22 protein-coding genes, 3 tRNA genes and 1 pseudogene are annotated in these 26,969 nt (G+C 62.6%); 16 read left to right on the top strand and 10 right to left on the bottom strand.

The window, feature by feature from the left end; all coding sequences use genetic code 11:
- From J5M58_RS01315 to J5M58_RS01300, 4 genes and pseudogenes are all read left to right on the top strand, one after another.
- Positions 1 to 501 (top strand): annotated as a pseudogene (locus tag J5M58_RS01315) (hypothetical protein); the annotation flags it as partial.
- A gap of 188 nt (positions 502 to 689) precedes the next feature.
- Positions 690 to 1,535 carry a DUF6502 family protein gene (locus J5M58_RS01310; protein ID WP_207876972.1) on the top strand — a complete coding sequence of 282 codons (846 nt, stop codon included), beginning with the start codon at positions 690 to 692 and terminating at the stop codon, positions 1,533 to 1,535.
- Positions 1,532 to 3,250: a DUF5666 domain-containing protein gene (locus J5M58_RS01305; protein ID WP_207876970.1), complete on the top strand. Its 1,719-nt coding sequence runs from the start codon at positions 1,532 to 1,534 to the stop codon at positions 3,248 to 3,250. The genes J5M58_RS01310 and J5M58_RS01305 overlap by 4 nt, the downstream gene beginning before the upstream one ends.
- 55 nt (positions 3,251 to 3,305) lie before the next feature.
- Positions 3,306 to 4,055 carry a hypothetical protein gene (locus tag J5M58_RS01300; RefSeq protein WP_133974794.1) on the top strand — a complete coding sequence of 250 codons (750 nt, stop codon included), beginning with the start codon at positions 3,306 to 3,308 and terminating at the stop codon, positions 4,053 to 4,055.
- 199 nt (positions 4,056 to 4,254) lie between these two features.
- Here J5M58_RS01300 and rimO read toward each other — a convergent pair whose 3' ends face one another.
- Positions 4,255 to 5,586: a 30S ribosomal protein S12 methylthiotransferase RimO gene (rimO, locus tag J5M58_RS01295; protein WP_013973825.1), complete on the bottom strand. Its 1,332-nt coding sequence runs from the start codon at positions 5,584 to 5,586 to the stop codon at positions 4,255 to 4,257.
- A 235-nt stretch (positions 5,587 to 5,821) separates the two neighbouring features.
- Between rimO and J5M58_RS01290 the strand changes: the two genes are divergently transcribed.
- On the top strand, positions 5,822 to 7,732 hold the full coding sequence (locus tag J5M58_RS01290; RefSeq protein ID WP_207876968.1) for a potassium transporter Kup: 1,911 nt from the start codon (positions 5,822 to 5,824) through the stop codon (positions 7,730 to 7,732).
- A gap of 113 nt (positions 7,733 to 7,845) precedes the next feature.
- Here J5M58_RS01290 and J5M58_RS01285 read toward each other — a convergent pair whose 3' ends face one another.
- From J5M58_RS01285 to J5M58_RS01265, 5 genes are all read right to left on the bottom strand, one after another.
- Positions 7,846 to 9,138 (bottom strand): virulence factor family protein, encoded by a 1,293-nt coding sequence (locus J5M58_RS01285; protein WP_207876966.1) that lies wholly within the window; start codon positions 9,136 to 9,138, stop codon positions 7,846 to 7,848.
- Positions 9,138 to 11,780, bottom strand: coding sequence for a bifunctional lysylphosphatidylglycerol flippase/synthetase MprF (gene mprF / locus J5M58_RS01280; RefSeq protein WP_112254246.1), 2,643 nt, complete (start codon positions 11,778 to 11,780; stop codon positions 9,138 to 9,140). The genes J5M58_RS01285 and mprF overlap by 1 nt, the downstream gene beginning before the upstream one ends.
- A 262-nt stretch (positions 11,781 to 12,042) precedes the next feature.
- A tRNA-Met gene (locus J5M58_RS01275) sits at positions 12,043 to 12,119 on the bottom strand.
- A 124-nt stretch (positions 12,120 to 12,243) separates the two neighbouring features.
- Positions 12,244 to 12,320, bottom strand: a tRNA-Met gene (locus tag J5M58_RS01270).
- Positions 12,321 to 12,456: 136 nt separating this feature from the next.
- A tRNA-Met gene (locus J5M58_RS01265) sits at positions 12,457 to 12,533 on the bottom strand.
- Positions 12,534 to 12,753: 220 nt separating this feature from the next.
- Between J5M58_RS01265 and dinB the strand changes: the two genes are divergently transcribed.
- A complete protein-coding gene (gene dinB / locus J5M58_RS01260) occupies positions 12,754 to 13,812 on the top strand; it encodes a DNA polymerase IV (protein ID WP_181457416.1) in 1,059 nt (352 codons plus the stop codon).
- 160 nt (positions 13,813 to 13,972) lie between these two features.
- On the opposite strand, the gene J5M58_RS01255 is transcribed toward dinB, so the two are convergent.
- The 3 genes from J5M58_RS01255 to J5M58_RS01245 form a co-directional block, all read right to left on the bottom strand.
- The gene (locus tag J5M58_RS01255; protein ID WP_112254244.1) at positions 13,973 to 14,926 is read right to left on the bottom strand and encodes a hypothetical protein; all 954 of its coding nucleotides are present in this window, start codon (positions 14,924 to 14,926) and stop codon (positions 13,973 to 13,975) included.
- Between the two features lie 20 nt (positions 14,927 to 14,946).
- On the bottom strand, positions 14,947 to 16,662 hold the full coding sequence (locus J5M58_RS01250) for a proline--tRNA ligase (RefSeq protein WP_207876965.1): 1,716 nt from the start codon (positions 16,660 to 16,662) through the stop codon (positions 14,947 to 14,949).
- 160 nt (positions 16,663 to 16,822) lie between these two features.
- Positions 16,823 to 18,088: an OprD family porin gene (locus J5M58_RS01245; protein ID WP_112254242.1), complete on the bottom strand. Its 1,266-nt coding sequence runs from the start codon at positions 18,086 to 18,088 to the stop codon at positions 16,823 to 16,825.
- Positions 18,089 to 18,779: 691 nt separating this feature from the next.
- Here J5M58_RS01245 and J5M58_RS01240 point away from each other — a divergent pair.
- Entirely contained in the window at positions 18,780 to 19,199 is a 420-nt protein-coding gene (locus tag J5M58_RS01240; RefSeq protein WP_112254241.1) for an HIT domain-containing protein, read from the top strand.
- Position 19,200: 1 nt separating this feature from the next.
- Positions 19,201 to 19,407, top strand: a complete 207-nt coding sequence (locus J5M58_RS01235; protein ID WP_112254240.1) for a SlyX family protein — start codon at positions 19,201 to 19,203, stop codon at positions 19,405 to 19,407.
- Between the two features lie 77 nt (positions 19,408 to 19,484).
- Here the strand turns inward: J5M58_RS01235 and J5M58_RS28275 are convergent, their stop codons facing one another.
- Positions 19,485 to 20,078, bottom strand: a complete 594-nt coding sequence (locus J5M58_RS28275) for a cold-shock protein (RefSeq protein WP_112254239.1) — start codon at positions 20,076 to 20,078, stop codon at positions 19,485 to 19,487.
- A 279-nt stretch (positions 20,079 to 20,357) separates the two neighbouring features.
- Here J5M58_RS28275 and J5M58_RS01225 point away from each other — a divergent pair, with 279 nt between their 5' ends.
- From J5M58_RS01225 to ruvB, 8 genes are all read left to right on the top strand, one after another.
- On the top strand, positions 20,358 to 20,831 hold the full coding sequence (locus J5M58_RS01225) for a Dps family protein (protein WP_084854477.1): 474 nt from the start codon (positions 20,358 to 20,360) through the stop codon (positions 20,829 to 20,831).
- Positions 20,832 to 21,087: 256 nt separating this feature from the next.
- Positions 21,088 to 21,417, top strand: a complete 330-nt coding sequence (locus J5M58_RS01220) for a ribbon-helix-helix domain-containing protein (protein ID WP_112254238.1) — start codon at positions 21,088 to 21,090, stop codon at positions 21,415 to 21,417.
- Between the two features lie 92 nt (positions 21,418 to 21,509).
- Positions 21,510 to 21,731, top strand: a complete 222-nt coding sequence (locus tag J5M58_RS01215) for an FmdB family zinc ribbon protein (protein WP_207876964.1) — start codon at positions 21,510 to 21,512, stop codon at positions 21,729 to 21,731.
- Between the two features lie 95 nt (positions 21,732 to 21,826).
- Positions 21,827 to 23,602 carry an aspartate--tRNA ligase gene (gene aspS / locus J5M58_RS01210; RefSeq protein ID WP_207876962.1) on the top strand — a complete coding sequence of 592 codons (1,776 nt, stop codon included), beginning with the start codon at positions 21,827 to 21,829 and terminating at the stop codon, positions 23,600 to 23,602.
- Positions 23,603 to 23,716: 114 nt separating this feature from the next.
- Positions 23,717 to 24,463 carry a YebC/PmpR family DNA-binding transcriptional regulator gene (locus tag J5M58_RS01205; protein WP_112254236.1) on the top strand — a complete coding sequence of 249 codons (747 nt, stop codon included), beginning with the start codon at positions 23,717 to 23,719 and terminating at the stop codon, positions 24,461 to 24,463.
- A 184-nt stretch (positions 24,464 to 24,647) separates the two neighbouring features.
- Positions 24,648 to 25,172 (top strand): crossover junction endodeoxyribonuclease RuvC, encoded by a 525-nt coding sequence (gene ruvC, locus J5M58_RS01200; RefSeq protein ID WP_112254235.1) that lies wholly within the window; start codon positions 24,648 to 24,650, stop codon positions 25,170 to 25,172.
- A gap of 109 nt (positions 25,173 to 25,281) precedes the next feature.
- Positions 25,282 to 25,899 carry a Holliday junction branch migration protein RuvA gene (ruvA, locus tag J5M58_RS01195; protein ID WP_112254234.1) on the top strand — a complete coding sequence of 206 codons (618 nt, stop codon included), beginning with the start codon at positions 25,282 to 25,284 and terminating at the stop codon, positions 25,897 to 25,899.
- Positions 25,896 to 26,942, top strand: coding sequence for a Holliday junction branch migration DNA helicase RuvB (gene ruvB, locus J5M58_RS01190; protein ID WP_112254233.1), 1,047 nt, complete (start codon positions 25,896 to 25,898; stop codon positions 26,940 to 26,942). The genes ruvA and ruvB overlap by 4 nt, the downstream gene beginning before the upstream one ends.
- Positions 26,943 to 26,969: the final 27 nt, after the last annotated feature.

The following is a 26,969-nucleotide window of genomic DNA, read 5'->3' as shown; positions in this document are numbered from 1 at the left end:
GGTGCCAGCGGCCTGCAGGTATTCATCCAGGACTGGCGGGTAACCCGCAAAATCGAAGCCGACCTGCGCCGCCTCGAACAGGAATTCATCGTAGAAGTGCGCGGCGAGACCACGCCCCAGGCGCTGGCGGGGATGGAGATGGCCATGCCGGCAACAGTGGGCGCGGCCACGACGGTTCCTCGAACTCTGGGCGCAGCGGCAACCACGCTGAAGCAGGTGACGATCATGGCAATCACGTTGGCGGTGAGCCTGGGGACGATCACGGTAATCACGTTGGCGGCGAGCCCGGTGACGATCATGGCAATCACGTTGGCGGTGAGCCCGGGGACGATCATGGCAATCATGTTGGCGGTGAGCCTGGCGATGACCACGGCAATCATGTTGGTGGTGAACCTGGTGATGATCGTGGCGACCATCTGGGTGGCGAACCGGGTGATGACCGCGGTGAGCATGCCGCAGGCGAACCGGGTGATGACAACAGCAGGAGCTGACTGGCTCTGAACGGTCTCATGCAGCGCCTACGGGGCGGGCCTGCGTGAGGCCAGGTTCGGATACACGGCAGCCCCACTCAACGCGAAATGCAATGAGCGCCGACGACTATCCCTCATCTCGTCAGGGATATGGTTACAGTTGGTGTGGGATCTTTTCCCGCGTCGTATACTGGGTTCATCTGTCAAGGAATGCGCTCAATGCAATCGCCTACCATCCCCCCTTCGATGTTAAGCGCACTGCGGCGTGTCATGCGTCCTCTGGTGCGCCTGATGCTGCGCAAAGGGGTCACTTTCCCGATGTTCGCCGACCTGCTCAAGGAAGTGTTCGTCGATGTGGCTCATCGCGAATTTCGCCTGGACGGTACAGTGCCGACCGACAGCCGCATCAGCCTGCTCACGGGCGTGCATCGCAAGGATGTCCGGCGTCTGCGCAGCGAGGGGGGCGAATCGCTCGGCGCGCTGCCGGAAAACATCACGTTAGGTGCGCAGTTGGTCAATATGTGGACCACCGGCAAGCCGTTCTGCTCGGAGCCTGGCCAGGCGCTGCCGTTGCCGCGCCTGGCGAGTGTCGGCGGCGATCGCTCGTTCGATGCCCTGGTGGCGAAAGTCAGCACCGACATCCGCGGGCGGGTGGTGCTGGATGAGTGGTTGCGCCTGGGTATCGTCCGGCTCGATGAGCACGACTGTGTGCACCTGGAAGCCCAGGCATTCGTGCCGCAGAAAGGCTTCGACGAAAAGGCCGCGTACTTTGGCCACAACCTGCATGACCATGCCTGTGCAGCAGTGCACAACCTGAGTGGGGACGGCCAGCCGTTCTTTGAACGCAGTGTGCACTACGACGCCTTGAGCCCGGCCAGCGTCGACCACTTGCGTGCAGCAGTGGAAAAGGATGGCATGCAGATGCTGCTTGCCTTCAGCCGGCTCGCATCAGGCCTGGAAGAGGTCGATGTACCCAGCGCCGAGCAACGTCAGCGCATCACTGTCGGGCTTTATTTCTACACTGAGACTACCGACCCCGATTTGTCGAAGACATCAGAGCCATGACTTCCTTCGCGCGCTGCCTCAGTGTCGTCACGCTGATCCTGGGCTTCGGGCTGAACCTGATGGCGCCTGGCGAGGTGGTCGCAGCGCCGGTGTGTGTCAGCCGTGACGAAGTGGGTATGGCGGGTGCGGCGGGCTTGCAGTTTCCGGGTGGTATTGGAGGTACCGGCGCCAGAACGGGCGGTGTCGGCGGTACCGGTGTGCGTAGCGAAAACGGCGGAGTGGGTGGCACTGGTGCGCCGCTGCCGCAGCGTCCCGGCGGCACGGGCGGGACCGGTGCGGTGGCCGACGGTGTGGACGGCACCTTCATTGATAACGGCGGGGTAGGCGGTACCGGCGCACCGATCCTGCGCCCGGGCGGTACCGGGGGCACGGGCATCGTCGGCACTATCACCGGGTTCGCCTCGATCTGTGTCAATGGGCTGGAAGTACACTTTGGCAAGGATGTACCGGTGAGTGAAAACGGTGCACCTGCCAGTAGCGCTCACTTGGCGATCGGCCAGGTTGTCGCGGTGGAGGCCTTTGCCGGCAAGCGCGGCCTGCAAGCAGGGCGCATCTCGATCCTCAACGTTTACGAAGGGCCGCTGACGGCTCTGCCCAATGCTTCGGCCCCCCTGCGGGTCATGGGCCAACCTGTGCGGCTTGCTGCAGGGGCGCGGGTGGCTGAAGGGCTGCGCCCGGGCGAGCCGGTCAGAGTCAGTGGACTGCGCGATGCCAAGGGCGAAGTGGTAGCCAGCCGTATCGAACGGGCGCCAGGGCTCAGGGAGGCCAGTGCCATCGGTGCGGTTGATCGTACTGGTAACCTTCAAGGGCTCAAGCTGGGAACCCGTGTGGCACCCGCGCGGGAAGTGCTGGTGCGTGGGCAGTGGACCGGGCGCCAGCTGGAAGTGGCGCAAACCCGTCCAGACCCGAGCCTGCCTTTTGCTGGCCGTGTGCAGGCGGCGGTGATCGAGGGGCTGGTACAGCGCAGCCACGCTCAACAACTGGTGGTGGCAGGCATCAAGGTGACGCTGGGGCAGGGCACCGTGATCGTCGGCAAACAGCCCGCGGCATTGGCGCTCGATCAACGTGTGCAGGTGAGCGGGGTGTTCAGTGGCAAACATGAGCTGCGGGCAACCCGCGTGGAGTTCCATGATGACCGTGTCGACAACCCGGACAGAGGGCATTCGGGGCGTGGCAGCGAGCACGATGCCAGTAAGGCTGAAGGGACCATTGACACCGAAGGCTCCAGCAATAGCGGGCATGGCGGGCGTGATGAGACCAGTGATCGCATTGAAGTCAGTGATGACCACAGCGGGCACGACAGTGTTGACGACTCCAGTGGTCGGGACAGTACTGACAGTGTGGACAAGTCCGGAAAGTCGGAACATGTCGACACCGTGGAGCAACCCGAGAGCAGCAATAGTGGAAGCTCTGACCGGGTACAGAAGGTCGAGCTTGAAAAGGTGGAAAAGATTGAAAAAGCAGAGAAGGTTGAAAAGGTAGAGAAAGTAGAAAAAGTCGAGAAGATCGAGAAAACCGAGAAGCCCGAAAAGGTCGAGAAGATCGAAAAGCCTGAGAAGGTCGAGAAGGTCGAGAAGGTCGAGAAGGTCGAGAAGGTCGAGAAAGTCGAGAAAGTCGAGAAAGTCGAGAAAGTCGAGAAGATTGAAAAGGTCGAAAGGCCCGAAACAATAGAGAAAGTCGAAAAAGTGGAGCATCCAGAGCGATCCGGGCATTAGCCAACTAGGCTGGGTAAGTGCCATCACCCTTCCCGCTAGGGATACCGAGGTGCAGATGAGACCCACTTTCCCTCTTTTCGCCTGCTTGTTGTCATGCGCCAGCGCGTCGGTCCTGGGCGACACCTTCAGCGCGGCCATAGGCATGGACTATTCAAGTGGCGACTATGGCACGGATACAACCTCGGAAATCTGGTATGTCCCGGTGGTCGGCAAGTATGAAACCGGCCCAATGACCTACAAGGTCACCGTCCCCTGGCTGCGCATCACCAACCCAGAGGTGGGCCCGAACGGTGACCCCTTGCCCGGTGGCTGCCGGGATGTGGAAAGCGGGCTGGGGGACACGGTCGCCAGCGCCGGTTATGCCCTGCTCGATGGCAGTGGCGGCGGCCTGATGCTGGACCTGATCGGCAAGGTCAAATTCCCCACTGCCGATGAAGACCAGTGCCTGGGCACCGGTGAATACGACTACACCGGCCAGGTCGACATCGCCAAGGCCTTTGGCCCGGTGACCGGCTTCGCGACCCTGGGCTGGAAGAAGTTCGGCGACCCGCCCGACAGCGATTTCGACGACCCGATATTTGCCAGCCTCGGCTTCGCCATGCCCGTGGCTGCAGGCACTTCGGCGGGCGCCTCCTACGACTGGCGGCAGAAGGTCGTCTCGACGGGCGCGCAGATCAGGGAACTTACCCTGTTCCTGACACACAAGCTCAACCAGCAGTGGAAAGTGCAACTCTATGCGGTCAAAGGCTTCTCGGATGCCAGCCCGGATGCAGAGGGCGGCCTGATGCTTTTTCATGCGTTCTGACGAAAAAGCCCCTGACCCGGTAATGCCTGTCAGACAGTGTTAACGGGGCCGCTTCGCAGCCCATCGCCGGCAAGCCGGCTCCCACAGGTACCGCGCAGAATTCAGGATTTGCGCGATCCCCTGTGGGAGCCGGCTTGCCGGCGATGGGCCGCGAAGCGGCCCCAAATTACACAACTGCAGGCATTATGTTCCAGCGCGATTAGATGGGTTCGGCCCACATGTCGTATTCGTCGGCATCCACCACGCGGCAACGCACCTTGTCACCCGGCTTGAAACCGTGGTCGCCATCGATGAACACGCTGCCGTCGATCTCCGGGGCGTCGAAGAAGCTGCGGCCAACCGAACCCTGCTCTTCCACTTCATCGATCAATACGTCGATTTCCTTGCCGATGCGCAGTTGCAGGCGGGCGGCGCTGATGGCCTGCTGGTGGGCCATGAAGCGGTCCCAGCGGTCCTGCTTGACGTCGTCCGGCACTTCTTCCAGGCCCAGGTCGTTGGCCGGGGCGCCTTCCACCGGCGAGTACTGGAAGCAGCCCACGCGGTCCAGCTGGGCTTCGGTCAGCCAGTCCAGCAGGTATTGGAAGTCTTCTTCGGTCTCGCCCGGGAAGCCGACGATGAAGGTGGAGCGAATCACCAGCTCCGGGCACTGCTCGCGCCAGTTCTTGATACGTGCCAGGGTGCGGTCTTCGAACGCCGGGCGCTTCATGGCCTTGAGCACTTTCGGGCTGGCGTGCTGGAACGGGATGTCCAGATACGGCAGGATCTTGCCGGCGGCCATCAGCGGGATCACGTCGTCGACGTTCGGGTATGGGTAAACGTAATGCAGGCGTACCCAGGCACCCAGGCTGCTCAGTGCTTCGCACAGTTCGAGCATGCGGGTCTTGACCGGGCGGCCGTTCCAGAAGTCGGTCTTGTACTTGACGTCGACGCCATAGGCGCTGGTGTCCTGGGAAATCACCAGGATTTCCTTGACCCCGGCCTTGACCAGGCGCTCGGCCTCGCTCAGCACTTCACCGACCGGGCGGCTGACCAGCTTGCCGCGCATCGACGGGATGATGCAGAAGCTGCAGCTGTGGTTGCAGCCTTCGGAGATCTTCAGGTACGCATAGTGGCGCGGGGTCAGCTTGACGCCCTGCGGCGGCACCAGGTCGATCAGCGGGTTGTGGTCCTGGCGTGGCGGCACCACTTCGTGCACGGCGTTGACCACCTGCTCGTACTGCTGCGGGCCGGTGACCGACAGCACGCTCGGGTGCACGTCACGGATGCTGCCTTCCTCGACACCCATGCAGCCGGTGACGATGACTTTGCCGTTTTCCTTGATCGCTTCGCCGATCACTTCCAGCGACTCGGCCTTGGCGCTGTCGATGAAACCGCAGGTGTTGACCACCACCACGTCGGCGTCCTCGTAGGTGGGCACGACTTCATAGCCTTCCATGCGCAGCTGGGTCAGGATGCGCTCGGAATCGACCAGGGCTTTTGGGCAACCCAGGCTTACGAAACCTACCTTGGGGGTGGCGGGCGTGGTGGACATGACTAACCTCGGTATTGAATGCAGGTCGCCCGACCGGAATCGGGGGCGATCTTGACGGGCGCTTTTGGCGCCTCTGATCAAAAAGTGCGCAATTCTAGCGAGCGCAGGTTCGCTTGACCAGCAGAAATGCGACGAACGCTGCGCTATGCTTCGCGCCATTGCGTCGGGGGTATCGGTATCACCTGGCGCATGGGGAATTCTACTGGCCTTGCAAGGCCGTCTGCGGGAGTGTTCGATGGTTCAGGCAAGCAGTCACGCCGAGGGCGGGCACGAGGGGAAGCAGGGCGCGACGCGGTCGCTGAGCCTGCTCGTGGCGGCGGTCGGGGTAGTTTATGGCGATATCGGTACCAGCCCGTTGTATACCCTCAAGGAAGTCTTCAGCGGCGGGTACGGAGTACCGGTCAACCATGACGGTGTGCTAGGGATCCTGTCGCTGATCCTGTGGTCGCTGCTGTGGGTGGTGTCGTTCAAGTACGTGATGTTCATCCTGCGCGCCGACAACCAGGGCGAGGGCGGCACCATGGCGTTGACCGCGCTGGCGCGGCGGGCCACGGCGGCCTACCCGAGGTTGCGCACGTTGATGGTGGTGTGCGGGTTGATCGGCGCTTCGTTGTTCTATGGCGACAGCATGATCACCCCGGCGGTGTCGGTGCTCTCGGCGGTAGAGGGCATGGGCCTGGCGTTCGAGGGTATCGACCACTGGGTGGTGCCGATTTCGCTGGTGATATTGGTGGCGCTGTTCCTGGTGCAAAAGCACGGCACCGACAAGATCGGCAAGCTGTTCGGCCCGATCATGGTCATCTGGTTCGTGGCGCTGGGTGCGCTGGGGGTGCATGGCATTTCGCAGAGCCCGGATGTACTCAAGGCATTCAACCCGATCTGGGCGGTGAACTTCTTCGTGGTTCACCCCGGCATGGGTGTCGCCATTCTCGGTGCGGTGGTGCTGGCACTGACCGGTGCCGAGGCGTTGTACGCCGACATGGGCCACTTTGGCCGCAAGCCGATCGCCCGGGCCTGGTTTGCCTTGGTACTGCCGGGGCTGGTGCTCAACTACTTTGGCCAGGGCGCGTTACTGCTGCAAGACCCCGAGGCGGCACGTAACCCGTTCTACCTGCTGGCGCCGGGCTGGGCGCTGCTGCCGATGGTCGGTTTGGCTACCATGGCCACGGTGATCGCTTCGCAGGCGGTGATCTCAGGGGCGTTCTCCCTGACCCGCCAGGCCATTCAGCTGGGCTACATTCCCCGGATGCAGGTCCAGCATACCTCCAGCGACGAACAGGGGCAGATCTACATCGGCGCAATCAACTGGTCGCTGATGGTCGGCGTGGTACTGCTGGTGGTCGGTTTCGAGTCGTCCGGAGCCCTTGCGGCGGCCTACGGCGTGGCGGTGACCGGTACCATGCTGATGACCACCATCCTGGTCTCGGCGGTGATGCTGCTGCTGTGGAAGTGGCCACCGGTGCTGGCAGTGCCGATCCTGCTGGGCTTCCTGTTCGTCGACGGGCTGTTCTTTGCCGCCAACGTGCCGAAGATCGCCCAGGGCGGTGCCTTCCCGGTATTGGCCGGGGGCGTGCTGTACCTGTTGATGAGCACCTGGAAGCGCGGCAAGCAAATCCTGATGGAGCGTATCGACGAAGGCGCGCTGCCACTGCAGCTGTTCATCAGCAGCATACGCATTCAGCCGCCGCACCGGGTCGAAGGCACGGCGGTGTTCCTCACGGCGCGCTCCGATGCGGTGCCCCATGCGCTGTTGCACAACATGTTGCATAACCAGGTGCTGCACAGTCAGGTCGTGCTGTTGACGGTTGTCAGTGAGGACCGGCCACGGGTACCGGAGCAGGAGCGTTTCGAAGTGGAGGCTTATGGCGACGGGTTCTTCCGCGTGCTGCTGCACTTTGGCTTCATGGACGAACCGGATGTGCCGGCGGCGCTGAAGCTTTGCCACCTGGAAGAGCTGGACTTCAGCCCGATGCGCACCACCTACTTCCTCAGCCGCGAGACCGTGATCGCCTCACGGCTGGAGGGGATGTCGCGCTGGCGGGGCAACCTGTTTGCGTTCCTGCTGAAGAATGCCAACGGCAACTTGCGCTTCTTCAACCTGCCGTTGAACCGGGTGATCGAGCTGGGGACCCAGGTCGAGATCTGAGGTGCAATACAGATTTCAAGGCAGTACCCGCTCCCACATGGACCGCATAGCTTTCAAAGCTTGCGCTGTACCTGTGGGAGCGGGTTTACCCGCGAATGGGTCGCAAGGTCTTATCAGTTCTGCTCAGCCACGCTGGACTTGCCCTGGCGTGTCTCGATCTCGCCGATCAGGCGCTTGGCCAATGCCGGGTAGTTTTCGTCGAAGTGGTGCCCCCCTGGCAGCTTCAGGCGTTCACCCACCGCAGTCTTGTCGGTGCAGCCGCTCTCGTCGGTTTCTTCCACACCATACACGCACACCACCTTGGAAGCCGGCAGCCTGGCCATTTCAGGCCCGGTTGGCGCTTCCTGGCCTTCCTTGCCCAGCCAGCCCTCGACTTCGATCTCGAAGCTGCCACTGCGGGCAAAGGCCAGCAGCATCACCGCGTCGATACGCTGCTGGTCCTCGGCCGGCAGGCGGTTGTAGATCGCCGGCAGCACGTCGGCGCCGAACGAATAGCCGGTCAGCACGAAGCGCTTGGTGCCCCACTTCTGCCGATAGTGCTGCATCAGCTCGGACAGGTCGGCGGCGCTTTGTTCCGGAGTCTTGTGCTGCCAGTAGTAGCGCAACGTATCGATGCCGACCACCGGGTAGCCAAGCTTGGCCATTTCCCCGGCCACGTCGCGGTCCAGGTCCCGCCAGCCACCATCACCGGAAAGGAACAGGGTGACCGTGTCGGTAGTCTGCCCGGCCGGTACCTCGACCACCGGGATGGCCAGGGCGTTGCCATCGTGGCCGACCAGGGCCTGGGTGAGCTGGGCCTTGAGCACTTGTGGCAGGTGGATGTCGTAGTCGCTGATGCTGGTTTCGGCATTGGCCTGGTCGCGCACGAAAGCGGCGCTGGCGTCATCCGGGTTGTCGTTCCAGGCGACGTTCCAGTGGCCATGGGCGGCCGACTTCGGCAGCGGCGCCTGGCAGCCGGGCTGTTCCAGGCTGAAGTCCACGGAAATCGCCCGCGCCTTGTCGTTGTTCTGGCTGGCCAGCCAGCGCCAGGCCTGGGCGGCGCCAGGGCCGATGCCGGCGACCAGGGTCGGCTTCTCCGACAATTGGCCCAGGGCCTGGTCTAGGGCCTGTTGCTGCTTGCTGCAGTCGTTGGGCGGCACGATCACCTGCACCAGTTGCGCTTCGCCGGCCTGTGCCAGGTCCAGCAGTTGCCTGTCGGTCAGCGCCTGGTCCTGAGGGACACCGATGGCCACCCGGGCTTTGGGGTGCACGCCTGGGGTCACGCGGGTGATAGGGGTGCCATTGATGCTCAGTTGTTCCAGGCGCGCCTCGGGGGCCGGGCGCGTCCATAGCCAGAACGCCAGCGCGCCTCCCACGGCGGCCAACAGCAGGGGAACCAGCAGGTACAGCCAAAAGCGTCGGGTCATCAACGTTTCACCAATCCAGTCAGGCCGCCTGCAATCAGGGCGGCGGTGTCGGCCAGTGCCACCAGCGGGTCGAGCCCGGCCGGCACGGCCATGTAGCGGGGTTCCCAGTCCGGTTGGAACTTGTCCTTGAAGCGTCGAAGCCCCTGGAAGTTGTAAAGCTGCTCGCCACGGCGGAACACCATCGAGCCCAGGCGCTGGGTCAAGGGCGCGCCACGCCGCGGCTGCAGCCCGGAAAGCGGCACCATGCCCAGGCTGAAGCGGGCGTAGTCATGGCTTTTGTAGTGCAGGATCAGGCCGATCATCATGAATTCCATGGTCAGCTTCGGGGCTTCGGGGTGGGCCCGCATCAGGTCAAGGCTGGCCAGTTCATTGCCATGGGTTTCAAGCAGGTTGGCGAAAGCCACCGGGCGGCCCTGGAAGCGGATCAGGGCAATGCGAAAATGCTGCAGGTACTCAGGGCTGAAGCGCCCCAGCGAGAAGCCTTTCTCACGCACGTTCTTGCCGCCGAGCCAGGCGTCGGAAATTTCCTTCAGCTCTGCCAGCGGAGCATGCCCGGGTTCGTGGATCTCCAGGCTCAGGCCGTCACGACCGCCACGGTTCCAGGTGTAGCGCAAGTCCTTCATCTCCTTGCCCTTGGCTTCGAGGTCGAAGCGGCGCAAGTCGACCCGGGCTTCTTCGCCCAGCTTCAGCGCGGTCAGGCCGATGTCCATGTAGAACGGCAGGTTCTCGGCGCGCACCTGATAGAACACCGGGCGGGCATGGTGCAGGTCGCACAGGTCGCGGAACTGCCAGATCATCTCGGCGCGCTCCTGGGCCGGGCCGATCGGGTCGTACAAGGCCACCAGGCTGCGACCGCGACGGGCGTACATGAGGAAGGCGTTGTCAGCAGGGTGGAACAACAGCGCCTTGTCGCCGGTCAGCGCCAGGCCGCCATCGGGCTGGTCAGAGGCCAGCAGAATGCGGTTGGCCCGCTGCAGTTCCTGTTCATCGGGCAGGTGGATTACCGGTGGTGCCGTGCGCAGCAGCCAGGTCAGGGCCACCGCCGCCAGCAGCAAGGCGCTGCCCATTGCGGCGCGCAGGCCGCGCGGGGCGTCGGCATCGAGGGTGAACTGCCACCACAGCTGATGGCTGTAGGGCACATCCTGGTAGGCGAACAGCAACAGCCACACCGATGCGCCCACCACACAGGCGCTGGCCACCAGAAACACCGGCGAGAACGGCAACTCGAGCAAGCGGCTGGGGCGGTAGAAGGAGCGGCGGAACAGAGCGAGCAGGGTGGCAGTAAGGGTCAGCAGGCAGGCCTCTTCCCAATCGAAGCCCTTGAGCAGCGACAGCAGGGCGCCGACCAGCAACAGCACGGTGGTCAGCAGCCAGGCGGCGGACAGGCGCCGGCGCAGGCCCTGGGCCAGCAGCAGGCACAGCACGCCGATCAGGCTGGCGCCGAAGTGCGAGGCGTCGATCAGGCGGTGCGGTACCAGGAAACCCATGTGCTCCAGGCGGGTGTCGATCTCCGGCGTGGCCCCGGAGAAAAGCAGCACCACCCCGGACAGGAACACCAGGATCGACAGGATCGGCGCAGCCAGCCCGGAAGCGGCCTTGATAGCCTGTTGCGCGAACAGCAGGCGCCGGGCTTCGTTGGCCAACAGCAGCACGCAGGCCAGCAGCAGCGGCAGTACCACGTAGATCAGCCGATACAGCAGCAGTGCTGCTGCCAGCGGCGCCGCGCCGAGTTGGTCGGCAAACGCTGCCAGCAGGATCGCTTCGAACACCCCGACGCCGCCCGGTACGTGGCTGAGCACACCTGCGGCCAAGGCCAGCAAATACACCAGGACAAAGGCACCAAATGGCGGTGCTTCGGGCAGCAGCAGATACAGCACGGTGGCGGCAGCCGCGACATCCAGTGCGGTGATCAGCAGTTGCAGGGCGGTCAGGCGGGCGCTGGGCAGGCGTAGTGTGCGCCGGCCTAGCTGTACCAGCAGGTTATCGGCCAGTGGTTGTTCGGCCAGGCGCCGGCGGTACAGGCCGAACACCAGCACGCTGCACAGCACCAGCACGGCTATGGCGATACCCGCCAGCAAGCCCGTCGCCAGACCCAGTGCGGCCGAGGCCGCCGGCAGGTCGCTCAGGGTCGCCAAGGCGGCCAGGGGCGGTAGCGCACAGCCCAGCGATAGGCTGGCGAACACGCTCATCCGCGCCACTTCGCCTGCGCCGACCCCTTGCCGCGCATACAGGCGGTAGCGCACCGAACCTCCCGACAGCATCGACAGGCCGATGGCGTTGCCGATGGCAAAGGCACTGAAGCCGCCCAGCAGCAGGCTGGGCAGCGGCAGTTTCACACCGGCATAGCGGCTGGCCGACCACTCGTAACCCAGCAGAATCAGGAAGCCGGCCACGGTTGCCAGCAAGGCACCGAGCAGTGCCTGGGTCGGTACGCTGAGCATGGCATCGTGCAAGGCATAGATATCCAACTCGCTCAACAGGTGGCGGCAGGCGATCAAGGCCATGGTGAACAACACCAGGGTCACTGCCAGGCTGATGGGCTGACGGTAGCGGCTCAAGCGCTCGAGCAAGGGCAGGCGTTGCACGGCCCCCGGCAGCGCCGAGGCGAGCGGCGCTGCCGGTTCTGGGTTTGGCGAAGTCATTGGTTGCCTCGGGCATGCAGCGCGAGGAGAGGGGAAGGTGCGGCCAAGTGAAAGTCCCTTAGAAAAACGTATCCCCATGTTACTCCGGGCTCGGGCGCTTGCAGTGGCCTGGCCGGGTTAAAGATAGTTCATCCAAGGCACGCCCTTTCTAGCCAGGGGGTGGCTGAGGGGGCGAGGGAATTCGAGGCGAGGAAAAAGCAGAGGGGTGAAAACGACAAACCCCGCGCTGCTGTTACACAGGCGGGGTTTGTTCTGACGAATATGGTTGCGGGAGCCGGATTTGAACCGACGACCTTCGGGTTATGAGCCCGACGAGCTACCAGGCTGCTCCATCCCGCGTCAGAGGTGCGCATTCTACAGCTTGGCGATTGGTTGTCAAGCTTTTTGAACTTCAGGCTAGCGATGCACATTTTCAGAGGCAAAGAAAAAGGCCACTGTGTATACAGTGGCCTTTTCTTGAATCTGGTTGCGGGAGCCGGATTTGAACCGACGACCTTCGGGTTATGAGCCCGACGAGCTACCAGGCTGCTCCATCCCGCGTCAGTGGGGCGGATTCTACAGCTTGTGGCGGGTGTGTCAAGCGCTAACGTTTGATTTCTCGACACTTTTTGCTGGCAGAGGTTTTCTGCGCACAAAGAAAAAGGCCACTGCGTTAACAGTGGCCTTTTCTCGAATCTGGTTGCGGGAGCCGGATTTGAACCGACGACCTTCGGGTTATGAGCCCGACGAGCTACCAGGCTGCTCCATCCCGCGCCTGTGAGATCGAATTCTACGGATTCTCTTCCCATTGTCAAGCAAATGTTCTGGAAAAACCTTTTTTGTTCAACCCCTTAGCGTATTCAAATGTATGCAGCTCAGGCACGGTGGGGCTTTCAGGCCGATTATCGTGTGCCGAAGCGGGTGAGCTGTTTCACAACAGTACGCATGCGATACTATCTGTATGAATTTACAGTGCTGACGGTCATCCATGTCCTTGCGCAAGATCATCCACGTCGACTGCGATTGCTTCTACGCCGCGATCGAAATGCGTGACGACCCGCGCCTGGCCGGGCGGCCCATGGCGGTGGGGGGCTCGGCCGACCATCGTGGGGTCATCGCCACCTGCAACTATGAGGCGCGTGCCTACGGCGTGCGTTCGGCCATGTCGTCGCGGCACGCGCTGAAACTGTGCCCGGACCTGCTGATCGTCAAGCCGCGCTTCGAGGCCTACCGTGAGGCCTCGCGGGAAATCCACACGATCTTCCGCGACTACACCGAGCTGATCGAGCCGCTGTCACTGGACGAGGCCTATCTGGATGTGAGCGACAGCCAATGGTACTCGGGCAGCGCCACGCGCATTGCCGAAGATATCCGCCGCCGCGTCGCCCGCACCCTGCATATCACTGTCTCGGCTGGCGTGGCGCCGAACAAGTTCCTGGCCAAGATCGCCAGTGACTGGCGCAAGCCCAATGGCCTGTTCGTGATTACCCCGGACGAAGTGGAGGCATTTGTTGCCGCCCTGCCGGTTGCCAGGTTGCACGGGGTGGGCAAGGTAACGGCAGACAAGATGGCGCGGTTGGGTATCGAAACCTGCCTGGAGCTGCGCGAATGGTCGCGTCTGGCGCTGGTGCGCGAGTTCGGCAGCTTTGGCGAGCGGTTGTGGGGGCTGGCGCGGGGTATCGATGAGCGTGCGGTACACAATGACAGCCGCCGGCAGTCGGTCAGCGTGGAAAACACCTACGACACCGACCTGCCGGACCTGGCCAGTTGCCTGGCACGGCTGCCCGAACTGCTGGAAAGCCTGAACCAGCGTATCGCCCGCATGGACAGTAGTTACCGGCCGGAAAAACCCTTCGTCAAGGTCAAGTTCCATGACTTCAGCCAGACCACCATGGAGCAGGCGGGGGCGGGCAGAGACCTTGAGAGTTATCGCCAGTTGCTGGGGCAGGCGTTTGCCCGTGGTGGCAAGCCGGTACGCTTGTTGGGGGTGGGCGTGAGGTTGCGCGACTTGCGCGGGGCGCATGAGCAGCTGGAGCTGTTCCCGCCTCAATAAATGGCCCGCCAATTTAACGCGGTCCCTGTAGGAGCGGCCTTGTGTCGCGATGGGCTGCGAAGCAGCCCCGGCATTTCATGCATCAACGCTGAAATCCTGGGGCTGCTTCGCAGCCCATCGCGACACAAGGCCGCTCCTACAAGATATTGCGTGATGCGGGTTACTGCGCGCCCGGGTCAGCCACCAACCTGCCGGTGGCCTTGGTCAGCGACTGCAGAAATTCCTGCTGCAACTCCGGGTCGTTGCGGGTCAGTTCGATCAGGCTCTGTTCCATTTCACTGGCTTCCTCTTCCAGGCCCAGTTCGGACAAGCGCTTGACCCGGTGTACCCATTGGCCGACATCGTCATCTTCGAGGTCATCGAAGATCAGTTCATGGGCTTCGAGCAGCTTGTTGCGCAGGGTGGCGCTGACCAGCAGGCTGGCATCGCCACGTACCGCGTTGTCCTCGTCCAGCACCTGCAGGTGCAGGGTACCGATGTGGTTGAGGTTCTGCTCGGAGAACGGGCTGTCGAGCAGGTTCAGGCGCAGCACGCCGTTCCTGTCGGTGGTCAGCTCGTGGGTCATCTTGCCAGCCTTCACCTCGACCAGGCGCTCGCTCCAGGGCAGGCTGGTAGATTCCTCGCGCTTGCCTTTCTGCACTTCGCTGATCCCGGCCAGGTTCTGCTGGGCACGGCCGTTGGACGGCACGTTCATGAACGGGTTGAGCCCGTCCACGCCGTAGCTGAGCCAGTCGTGGGTGATGCTTTCCGGCAGGTTGCCCAGGGCGAACACATTGACCACGTTGGCACCCACGCCTGCCACCACAGCCACCGCACCCAGCGGGATCTCGTAGATCTCCCGCCAGGGTTGGTAAGGCGTATAGCGGTCATAGCTGCGGGTGACTTCGAATTCGGTGACTTCGAAGCGCTTCTGCTCATGCACGCGCACACGCCGTTGCGGAAGCTCCATCACCTTCGGCTCGCCGACATCGATCTGCAGGGTGTGCTCGAGCAGCTTGCGCTCGACGCGCTCCTCATGGTCGCTGCGCTGGGACATCTGGTTGGCGCAGCCACTGACGAGCAGGGCGCCGCACAGTGCGGCGCCCCCCAGGGGAAAGGTACTTCGCTTGAACATGATCACTCGTGCATTGGTTATCAGCGGCGAACGCGGGCCTGCAGGAAGGTCAGCACTTCATCGAGCGGCAACGCTTGGGCGTCCTGCTCTGTGCGGTGCTTGTACTCCAGGTTGCCTTCGGCCAGGCCGCGATCGCTGACGACGACGCGGTGCGGGATGCCGATCAGTTCCATGTCGGCAAACTTGATGCCTGGGCTGGTCTTCTTGTCACGGTCGTCCAGCAGCACTTCGTAGCCGGCAGCAGTCAGTTCGGCGTACAGCTTGTCGGTCGCCTCGCGAACCACCTCGGTTTCGTAGCGCAGCGGGACCAGGGCGATCTGGAACGGAGCCAGGGCGTCGTTCCAGATGATGCCCTTGTCGTCATAGCTCTGCTCGATGGCAGCTGCGACCACGCGGGACACACCGATGCCGTAGCAGCCCATGGACAGGGTGACCGGCTTGCCGTTCTCGCCCAGTACCTGGCACTTCAGCGCCTCGCTGTACTTGGTGCCAAGCTGGAAGATGTGGCCCACTTCGATGCCGCGCTTGATCACCAGGGTACCCTGGCCGTCCGGGCTCGGGTCGCCTTCGACCACGTTACGCAGGTCGGCGACCTGTGGAACCGGCAGGTCGCGCTCCCAGTTCACGCCGAAGTAGTGCTTGTCGTCGATGTTGGCGCCGATGCCGAAGTCGCTCATCAGGGCAACCGAACGGTCGATGATGATTTCCAGCGGCAGGTTCAGCGGGCCGAGCGAACCTGCGCCAGCACCGATGGCCTCGCGCAGTTCGGCGTCGCTGGCCATCACCAGCGGGTCGGCAACCTGTTCCAGCTTGGCGGCCTTGATTTCGTTGAGCTCATGGTCGCCACGCACGATCAGTGCAACCAGCTTGCCCTCTTCGGCGCCGCGCACGATCAGGGTCTTGACGGTCTTCTCGATCGGCAGGCCGAAGTTTTCCACCAGCTGGGCGATAGTCTTGGCGTTCGGCGTGTCGACCAGGCGCAGCTCCTCGGTAGGGGCCGGGCGCACGGTTTCACGCGGGATGGCTTCGGCCTTCTCGATGTTGGCGGCGTAGTCGGAGCTGTCGCTGAAGATCACATCGTCTTCGCCAGACTCGGCCAGCACGTGGAACTCGTGCGAGTAGCTGCCACCGATGGAGCCGGTGTCGGCCTGCACCGGGCGGAAGTCCAGGCCCAGGCGGGTGAAGATATTGGTGTACGCCTGATGCATGCGATCGTAGGTTTCCTGCAGGGAAGCCTGGTCGGCATGGAACGAGTAGGCGTCCTTCATGATGAACTCGCGGCCGCGCATCAAGCCGAAGCGCGGGCGGATCTCGTCACGGAACTTGGTCTGGATCTGGTACATGTTGAGCGGCAGCTGTTTATAGCTGGACAGCTCGTTGCGGGCCAGGTCGGTGATCACTTCTTCGTGGGTCGGGCCGACGCAGAAGTCGCGCTGGTGGCGATCCTTCAGGCGCAGCAGCTCGGGGCCGTACTGTTCCCAGCGGCCGGATTCCTGCCACAGTTCGGCGGGCTGGATGCTGGGCATCAGCACTTCCAGGGCGCCGGCGGCGTTCATTTCCTCGCGCACCACGGCCTCGACCTTGCGCATCACCCGCAAGCCCATCGGCAGCCAGGTGTACAGGCCGGAGGCCAGTTTGCGGATCATGCCGGCACGCAGCATGAGCTGATGGCTGATGACCACTGCGTCGGCAGGGGTTTCTTTCTGGGTGGCGAGCAAATATTGACTGGTGCGCATGGTGAGCCGTGTCGATTGCCTAAGACATTGAAATGACCCCGCATTGTACGGGGGCGAAACGAAGGCGTACAGGATGCCCCAGGGCGTGACACTTGTCAGCCAAGAAAAAGCCCGGCGTGATCGCCGGGCTTTTTCAAGTGCGGGGCACTGCAAGCCAGGCTTACAGGATGCTCAGCGGGTACTCCACGATCAGGCGCAGTTCGTCGATCGATGGGGAATCGTAGTAGGTGCCATCGGAAGAACGGTAGGTAGCCTGACGTACGCGGAAGCTCAGGTCTTTCGCCGGGCCGCTCTGCAGCACGTACTTGATATCGACGTCGCGTTCCCATTCCTTGCCGTTGCTGGTGCCGGTGACGTTGGCATCGGTACCGCGTACATAACGGGTCATGAAGGTCAGGCCCGGGATGCCGTATTCGGCAAAGTTCAGGTCGTAGCGAGCCTGCCAGGACTTCTCGTCTTCGGCGTTGAAGTCGGAACGGGCCACGGAGTTGGCCAGGAAGATGGTGCCGCCACCGTCGATGCCGTAGCCGTAGTCGCCGTCACCGGTAACTTTCTGGTAGGCCAGGGTGAAGGTGTGAGCGCCGATGTTGTAGGCGCCCGACAGGCTGAACGCGCGGTTGTCCAGTTTGTCGCCATCGAATGCGCGGTACTCGGCCGAGCCTTCGCTCTTGGTGTCATAGATGTTGAAGTCGAACACCAGGCCTTGCTTGTCCGAGATCGGCAGCGCCCAGTTGACGTTGGCGTAGTACTTGCGCCAGTAGTCTTCAACCTTCGAGTAGTACAGGCTGGTGCTGAGGTTGTCGGTGAAGGCGTAGGTACCACCTACCACGTTGGCTTCCTTCAGGTGGAAGCTGTCGCGGTCGGTCTGCTCCTGGGCGGTCAGGCTGGTGAAATGACCAGCGTGCAGGGTCAGGCCCTCGATCTCGTTGCTGGTGATCAGGGTGCCCTGGGCGATTTCTGGCAGCAGGCGGCTGTCGTCGGTGGCGAAGACCGGCAGAGCGGTGAACTGGTCACCCACTTTCAGCACGGTGTCGGAGATGCGGAATTTGACCGCGCCGCCGCCCTTGGAGTAGTCATCCTGCGAACGGCCGTCGGAGCCGGTCGGGAACAGGCCGGTACCGGCGCGGCCCTTGCCGCTGTCCAGTTTCAGGCCGAGCATGCCGATGGCATCCACACCCACACCCACGGTGCCCTGGGTGAAGCCGGACTCGAAGGTGCCGAGGAAGCCCAGGCCGGTCTCTTCGCGACGGCTCTGGCCGCCTTCGTTGTTACGGAAGTCACGGCTGAAGTACAGCATGCGGGTCTTGACGTTCAGCTTGCTGTCTTCGATGAAACCTTTGGACTCGTCCTGGGAAGAGGCCAATGCCAACTGCGAGGTCCCTGCCGCAACGGCCAGGGCGATCATGCTCCACTTCATCACGCGCATCGTGATTTGCTCCTTTGGTTTTTAGGAAGAGTACCGCTGCGTCCAAGTGTTTTAGTTATATGGGGCAGCTCTTTCTTGTTATGTCGGCGAAAATGTATAGCACGCTGACTGTTGTTGGCGATATGGGTATAAACATCCTTTGCGGAACTTTTTCACCATGTCGCTTTCAGGTATTTCCATGTCGCAAATCACGCCCCGGTTTAAGGGCCGTTCAACACCAGCGCTGTTTCTTTCACCGTAATGAATCTGTAACTACCGACTCCGGTTGGGAAACTCCCTGGTAACCAATGCCGCTGTTGTTATTTGTCGCGTACACCTGCCGATGCAGATGTCGTGCCGACTTGGCGTGAAAGGAATGCAACAAGCGTGCTCAAAATTCGCAACGCTTCATGAAATTTTCACAAAACCGGCTACCGGGGGTCGGAAAGTGCCGTAAATACGGGGCGGGAGCCGCCTGGCGAGGTATTACAGTCAAGAATCATTAAAATTTGAAAAGCTGTCATGAAAGTCAATGTGTTACCGCAACTTGTTCATGCAGTGTCACCTGTGGGGTGGCAAGTGGGGTGCCAGGTGTATCGGCAGCCTCATTTTGGTGCGAAAAGTAGCGCTGTGTTACCGGGAACGTGCAGGGTATCCTTGCAGGCCTGTTTTCCGCGTGAAGCGGGTTGGTTCTGCCTGAAGGAGATTTGCCGTGTTCGTCCTCGATTCGCGTTTGCAGCAGGATTCGCTGGTGCTGGGGGAATTTGCGCTGTGCCAGTTGCTGCTGAGCAAGGATGCCAACTATCCATGGTTCATCCTGGTGCCCAAGCGCGCCGGCATCAGCGAACTGTTCGAGCTCGATGTCGCGGAGCAGCAGCAGTTGTGGCAGGAAACCACCCTGCTGGCCGAAGCGCTGAAGGCCAGCTACGGCGCCGACAAGATGAATGTGGCCACCCTGGGCAATGTGGTCAGCCAGTTGCACATGCATGTGATCGTGCGCCAGCGCGACGACGCCGCCTGGCCGGCACCAGTGTGGGGCAAGTGCCCGGCAGTGGCCTACACCGATGAGCAGGTCGAAGCCATTCGCCAACGCCTGCGTGAACTGAAACTCGATGGTTACACAGAGGCCTGATATGTCGTTGGAAATGCGAATGGTCGAGCTGGAAACCCGTCAGGCGTTCCAGGATGACACCATCCAGGCGCTGAATGACGTGGTGGTCGAGCAGGGGCGGGTGATCGAACGGCTGCAGTTGCAGATGGCCGAGCTGATCAAGCGTTACGAAGAGATGGTTGGCCAGTACGGCAGCGAAGGGGACGAGGCGCCGCCGCCTCATTATTAATACCTGAAACTACTGCACCCACGTTGAGCGCACACGAACCCTGTGGGAGCGGGCAAGCCCGCTCCCACAGGGGGGAGTCAGCGGCGGGTTACCGCAACCACATCCTCGGCCTGCAGGCCCTTGTCACGGTGCATAACGGAAAACTCCACGCGCTGGCCTTCCACAAGGATGCGGTGGCCTTCGCCGCGAATGGCGCGAAAGTGCACGAAGATATCATCGCCCGAGTCGCGGGAGATGAAGCCGAAGCCTTTGGATGTGTTGAACCACTTCACGGTACCGGTATCACGATTGCCGGCATCCTGCGCTGCGTGCTGGCTGGCGCGGACCTTGCGAGGGCTGCGGGCAAAGCCCACGGCCAGGTGCACGGCCACGGCCAGTGCTGCGCAGACCAGTGCGGCCAGGTTGCCCATTTCCGGGCGGGCCAGCAGTGTCAGGGTCTGCAGCACCACGGCCACTACCAGCAGGGCGCACGCCAGGTGCTGCAACTGCTGCCGCGCGCCGCGGTAGTACAGTGGCACGACCGGGGCCAGGACGAGGTTGAGCAGGCCGAGCAGGGCCAGGTAGACCGCGTCGGGTTGTTGCAGGAAGGGTGACGCATCGGTTTTCAGGCTGGGTATGAGCGATAGCAGCAAGGCTGCCACGCCCGTCACCAGATGGACGATCTTGAACATGGGGGTTGGCTCACAGTTATAAGGCCGATCACAGGAAGAGCTGGCTGCACGGTGCGCATGAGGTGTAGGGCGCGAAAACGTGACAGGCCAGCCTATGCACCCGGCAATGACAATCTGCACGGGTGGCACCGTGCCTATTTAACAGTAAAGCCGCAGGGTACTCAAACCGCAGGGCGCGCGGAGCGATGTGTTGCGCCATGTCACATGCGGCGGGCGCCAAGTGTTGCTACAGTGGTCGGCACCCGCTTGGGTCTCAAGCCTTATGGAAAGGGGAACTTCATGGCAATCGATATCGGTATCAGTGAAGAAGATCGCAAGTCCATCGTCGATGGGCTGTCCCGGCTGTTGTCGGATACCTACGTGCTGTATCTGAAAACCCATAACTTCCACTGGAACGTCACCGGTCCGTCGTTCCGCACCCTGCACCTGATGTTCGAAGAGCAGTACAACGAACTGGCGCTTGCGGTCGACTCGATCGCCGAGCGCATTCGTGCCCTGGGCTTCCCGGCACCCGGGTCCTATGCATTTTATGCACGGCACTCATCGATCAAGGAGGAGGAAGGAGTACCGCCTGCCGACGAGATGATCCGCCAGCTGGTGCAGGGCCAGGAAGCCGTGGTGCGGACCGCGCGCAGCATCTTCCCGGTGGTGGACAAGGTCAGTGACGAGCCGACCGCCGACCTGCTGACCCAGCGCATGCAGGTGCACGAGAAAACCGCCTGGATGCTGCGGGTGCTGCTCGACGGTAATTAAGTTCACAAATTCGTCCGGTCTGCACTGATCCTTGTGGGAGCGGCCTTGTGTCGCGATGGGCTGCGCAGCAGCCCCAAGATTGCAGCCTTAGCAAAGAATGCCGGGGCTGCTGCGCAGCCCATCGCGACACAAGGCCGCTCCCACAGGTCCTGTTAAGGCCTTATGTATTTTGTGCGGGAAGATTTTGCCGCTGCTTCAAGCTCGCCGATCAGCGCTTCATAGGCCACCTGGTACCTGTGACGAGGAAGTGTGGCGCATGATGCAAGCAAGCAAGCGTGTGGCTGGCCAGGGGCGTTGGCCGGATAAACAGTGCATCGACCCGTTCAAGGCGGATTTCGACATGCTGCAGACCCAGCCGGTGTCGCGCTCGGTGCGGCTCAACGGTTTTTCCACCTGCCTGCGGCTGGAAGCCGTCTACTGGGGTATCCTGGAGCGCATCGCCGCGGCAAACCGCTGCTCGGTCAGCGCGGTGCTGTCCTACGTGGACCGCGAGGTGCATCTGCGACAGGGTGGGGTGCGCAACTTCAGCGGGCTGATCCGTGTTATCTGCGTCGCCTGGCTGCTGGACCCGCCAAGTGCGCGCTGATCGCCTGGCGGGCTGCGCAGTGCTTGCTAACCATATATAATCCCGCTTTTTGCTGCCCCGGCAGCCAGCGTTGTGGTTGACGAGAGACACCCATGCCCCTTTATGACTATCAATGTGCATCCTGCGAGCACCGCATGGAAGTGCTGCAGAAGGTCAGCGCCGCGCCGCTGACCGATTGCCCGGCCTGCCAGGCGCCGGCGCTGAAGAAACTGCTGTCGGTGCCAGGCTTCCGCCTGAGCGGTAACGGTTGGTACGAAACCGACTTCAAGACCGGGGCAAAAAAGAATCTGGCAGGCGGCGACAAGGCCGACTGAGTTGAATGCTGTGACCGGGTCTTGCAGTATTAGCCCTCTGCGGGCGGCCAAGGCCTCCACCGAATACACGAATCACGAGAAGCGAAACCACCATCATGATGCGCAGCCATTATTGCGGCCAACTGAACGAGAGCCTGGACGGCCAGGAAGTCACCCTTTGCGGCTGGGTCCATCGTCGCCGCGACCACGGCGGGGTGATCTTCCTCGACATCCGTGACCGCGAAGGCATGGCCCAGGTCGTGTTCGACCCGGATCGCGCCGAAACCTTCGCCGCCGCCGACCGCGTGCGCAGCGAATACGTCGTGCAGATCACCGGCAAGGTTCGCAAGCGCCCTGAAGGTGCGGTGAATGCCAACATGGCTTCCGGCGCCATCGAGATCCTCGGCTACCAGCTGAACGTGCTCAACGAAGCGGAAACCCCGCCGTTCCCGCTGAACGAATACTCCGACGTCGGCGAGGAAACTCGCCTGCGCTACCGTTTCATCGACCTGCGTCGCCCGGAAATGGCCGACAAGCTGCGCCTGCGTTCGCGCATCACCAGCAGCATTCGTCGCTTCCTCGACGAAAACGGCTTCCTCGACGTCGAGACGCCGATCCTGACCCGTGCCACCCCGGAAGGCGCGCGTGACTACCTGGTGCCTAGCCGTACCCACGCCGGCAGCTTCTTCGCCCTGCCGCAGTCGCCGCAGCTGTTCAAGCAGCTGCTGATGGTCGCCGGCTTCGACCGCTACTACCAGATCGCCAAGTGCTTCCGTGACGAAGACCTGCGTGCCGACCGCCAGCCGGAATTCACCCAGATCGACATCGAGACCAGCTTCCTCGATGAAAGCGAGATCATGGGCCTGACCGAAAGCATGATCCGCAAGCTGTTCAAGGAAGTGCTGGACCTGGAATTCGGCGACTTCCCGCACATGACCTTCGAAGAGGCCATGCGCCGCTACGGCTCCGACAAGCCGGACCTGCGTATTCCGCTGGAACTGGTCGACGTTGCCGACCAGCTCAAGGACGTCGACTTCAAGGTGTTCGCCGGCCCGGCCAACGATCCGAAGTGCCGCGTTACCGCCCTGCGCCTGCCAGGCGGCGCCAGCATGCCGCGCAGCAAGATCGACGAGTACACCAAGTTCGTCGGCATCTACGGTGCCAAGGGCCTGGCCTACATCAAGGTCAACGAGCGCGCCAAGGGCGTCGAAGGCCTGCAGTCGCCGATCGTCAAGAACATCCCCGAGGCCAACCTCAACACCATCCTCGACCGCGTTGGCGCCGTTGACGGCGACATCGTGTTCTTCGGTGCCGACAAGTTCAAGGTGGTCAGCGAAGCCCTGGGCGCACTGCGTATCCGCCTGGGCCACGACTTCGAGCTGCTGACCTGCGAGTGGGCACCGATGTGGGTGGTCGACTTCCCGATGTTCGAAGAGAACGAGGACGGCAGCTTCACCGCGCTGCACCACCCGTTTACCGCGCCGAAGTGCACCCCGGAAGAGCTCGAGGCCAACCCGGCCACGGCCCTGTCCCGTGCCTACGACATGGTCCTGAACGGTACCGAGCTGGGTGGCGGTTCGATCCGTATTCACCGTAAAGAGATGCAACAGGCCGTGTTCCGCCTGCTGGGCATCGAAGCGGCAGAACAGGAAGAGAAGTTCGGCTTCCTGCTCGACGCCCTGAAGTTCGGTGCACCGCCGCACGGTGGCCTGGCCTTCGGCCTGGACCGCCTGGTCATGCTGATGACCGGCGCCCAGTCGATTCGTGAAGTGATCGCCTTCCCGAAAACCCAGAGCGCTGCGTGCGTCATGACCCAGGCCCCTGGCATGGTCGACGCCAAGGCCCTGCGCGAGCTGCACATTCGACTGCGCGAACAGACCAAGGTCGAGTAAGCAGTCCCCGGGCGCATCCACATGGATGCGCCTTTGCGTTTCGGCGCAGGCAATTTCCCGTCCCGCCCCGTACAGGGGCGGGGCTGTTTGTGATTCAAAGGATTCGGAGTCGTTATGGCTGGTCATTCCAAGTGGGCGAACATCAAGCACCGCAAAGAGCGCCAGGATGCCAAGAGAGGCAAGATCTTCACCAAGTGGATCCGCGAACTGACGGTCGCTGCCAAGCAGGGTGGTGCTGACCCGGCATCCAACCCGCGCCTGCGTCTGGCGCTGGACAAGGCCCTGGGCGCCAACATGAGTCGCGACATCATCGATCGTGCCGTGGCCCGTGGTGCCGGCACCAACGAAAGCGACAACGTCGAAGAGCTCAGTTACGAAGGTTACGGCCCGGGTGGCGTGGCGATCATGGTCGAGGCCATGACCGACAACCGCAACCGTACCGCCGCCGCCGTGCGTCATGCCTTCTCCAAGTGTGGTGGCAACCTGGGCACTGACGGCTCGGTGGCCTACCTGTTCGAGCGCAAGGGGCAGATCAGCTTTGCCCCGGGCGTGGAAGAAGACGCGCTGATGGAAGCGGCGATGGAAGCCGATGCAGACGACGTGGTGGCCAACGACGACGGCTCGTTCGACGTGTTCACCTCGTTCAACAGCTTCTACGCCGTGCGCAATGCCCTGGAAGAGGCTGGCTTCAAGGCTGCTGACGCGGAAATCATCATGCAGCCGACCACCAGCGCCGAACTCGACCAGGACGGTGCCGAGAAGGTGCTCAAGCTGATCGACATGCTCGAAGACCTGGATGACGTGCAGAACGTCTACTCCAATGCCCAGATTTCCGATGAGATCATGGAAAACCTCGGCTAAGGTGCCCTGGCGACCCCGGCAGGGGCTTTGAATATTTCAGTGCCTGTATCGGCCCTTTCGCGGGTAAACCCGCTCCCACAGGTAATGCACCGACCTCGAATGCGGTGCAGTCTCTGTGGGAGCGGGTTTACCCGCGAAAGGGCCGGTACAGTTTGCAAAGAAGCAATAATTTACGACAGGCACTATGACTCTGATTCTTGGTATCGACCCCGGCTCGCGCATCACCGGTTATGGCGTGGTACGCCAGACCGCCCGTGGTTGCGAGTATGTGGCGTCGGGCTGCATTCGTACCGGCAGCGGCGAGCTGCACGAGCGGCTGCAGATCGTTTTTCGTGGCGTGGGTGAAATCATCGCCCTGCACGGCCCGGTAACCATGGGCATCGAGCGGGTATTCATGGCCCGTAACGCCGACTCGGCGCTCAAGCTCGGCCAGGCCCGTGGCGCGGCTATCGTCGCCGCCGCCGAAGCCGGCCTGGAAATCGCCGAATACAGCGCCACCCAGGTCAAGCAGGCAGTAGCTGGTACCGGTGGGGCCAACAAGGAGCAGGTGATGATGATGGTCATGCACTTGCTGAAACTGACGCAGAAGCCGCAGATCGATGCTTCCGACGCCCTGGCCATCGCCCTGTGCCACGCCCATACCCGCTCCAGCCTGGTGCCGCATGGCCTGGCCACGGCGCGGCGACGCGGCGGGCGCTTGCGTCTTTAGGGGCTTCATGCGCTGATACACATTTTGTTCGGGTGATGCATTCACCCGCTGCATTTGCTGATAGGGTTGAGCGGTCTTTGACCGGCTCCCCGAGAGGAAGGATCGGAACGTGATTGGACGTTTGCGCGGCACCCTGGCGGAAAAACAGCCGCCGCACCTGATTATCGACGTCAACGGCGTGGGTTACGAACTGGAAGTTCCCATGACCACGCTGTACCGTCTGCCCAAGGTGGGCGAACCCGTAACCGTGCACACCCACCTGGTGGTGCGCGAGGATGCTCACCTGCTCTACGGTTTTGCCGAAAAGCGCGAGCGCGAGCTGTTTCGCGAGCTCATCCGCCTGAACGGCGTAGGGCCGAAGCTGGCCTTGGCGCTCATGTCCGGGCTGGAGGTGGACGAGCTGGTGCGCTGCGTGCAGGCCCAGGACACCTCGGCCCTGGTGCGCGTGCCCGGTGTCGGCAAGAAGACCGCCGAACGCCTGCTGGTCGAGCTCAAGGACCGCTTCAAGGCCTGGGAAACGTCCCCGGCCATGTTTACCCTGGTCTCCGACGGGCCGCTGCCGGCCGCCAGCGCATCCACAGCCGAAGCCGATGCCGTCAGCGCCCTGGTTTCGCTGGGCTACAAGCCGCAGGAAGCCAGCAAGGCAATCGCCGCGATCAAGGACAAGGCCGGCCTGAGCAGTGAGGAACTGATCCGCCGCAGCCTGAAAGGGATGATTACCAAGTGATCGAAGCCGACCGCCTGATCGCCGCCAGTGGCCGCGACCGTGAAGAAGTCCAGGACCGTGCGATCCGTCCGCTGCGGCTGGACGAGTACATCGGCCAGCCGGTGGTGCGCGAGCAGATGGCGCTGTTCATCCAGGCCGCCCGTGGTCGTAGCGAGTCGCTCGACCATACGCTGATCTTCGGTCCGCCGGGCCTGGGCAAGACCACCCTGGCCAACATCATCGCCCAGGAAATGGGCGTGTCGGTCAAGAGCACCTCGGGGCCCATCCTCGAGCGCCCTGGCGACTTGGCGGCCATGCTGACCAACCTCGAACCGCATGACGTGCTGTTCATCGACGAGATCCACCGCTTGTCCCCAGTTGTCGAAGAGGTGCTGTACCCGGCGATGGAGGACTTCCAGCTCGACATCATGATCGGCGAAGGGCCTGCGGCCCGTTCGATCAAGCTCGACCTGCCGCCGTTCACGCTGGTGGGTGCCACCACCCGTGCCGGCATGCTCACCAACCCGCTGCGGGACCGTTTCGGTATCGTCCAGCGCCTGGAGTTCTACAGCGACAAGGACCTGGCCACCATCGTCAGCCGTTCGGCCGGCATCCTCGGCCTGGCCATCGAGGACCAGGGGGCCTACGAGATCGCCCGCCGGGCACGTGGCACGCCACGTATCGCCAACCGCCTGCTGCGCCGCGTGCGCGACTACGCCGAGGTGCGCGGCAAGGGCCAGATCACCAAGGCCGTGGCCGACCTGGCGCTCAACTTGCTGGACGTCGACGAGCGCGGTTTCGACCACTCCGACCGCCGCCTGCTGCTGACCATGATCGAGAAGTTCGACGGTGGCCCGGTTGGCGTGGACAACCTGGCGGCAGCCATCAGTGAAGAGCGTCACACCATCGAGGATGTGCTCGAGCCGTACCTGATCCAGCAAGGCTACATCATGCGCACGCCGCGCGGCCGCGTGGTCACCCGGCATGCTTACCTGCACTTTGGCCTGAACGTGCCCGGGCGCCTGGGGGAGGGTGGGGATTTTTCCGAAACGGGCGATGAGTGACAGATCGAAAACGGCTTTTCGTGGTCC

Origin of the sequence: Pseudomonas sp. 32_A, from assembly GCF_017490905.1 — a bacterium.
GTDB lineage: Bacteria > Pseudomonadota > Gammaproteobacteria > Pseudomonadales > Pseudomonadaceae > Aquipseudomonas > Aquipseudomonas inefficax.
This window is presented reverse-complemented; position numbering and strand designations above follow the sequence as displayed.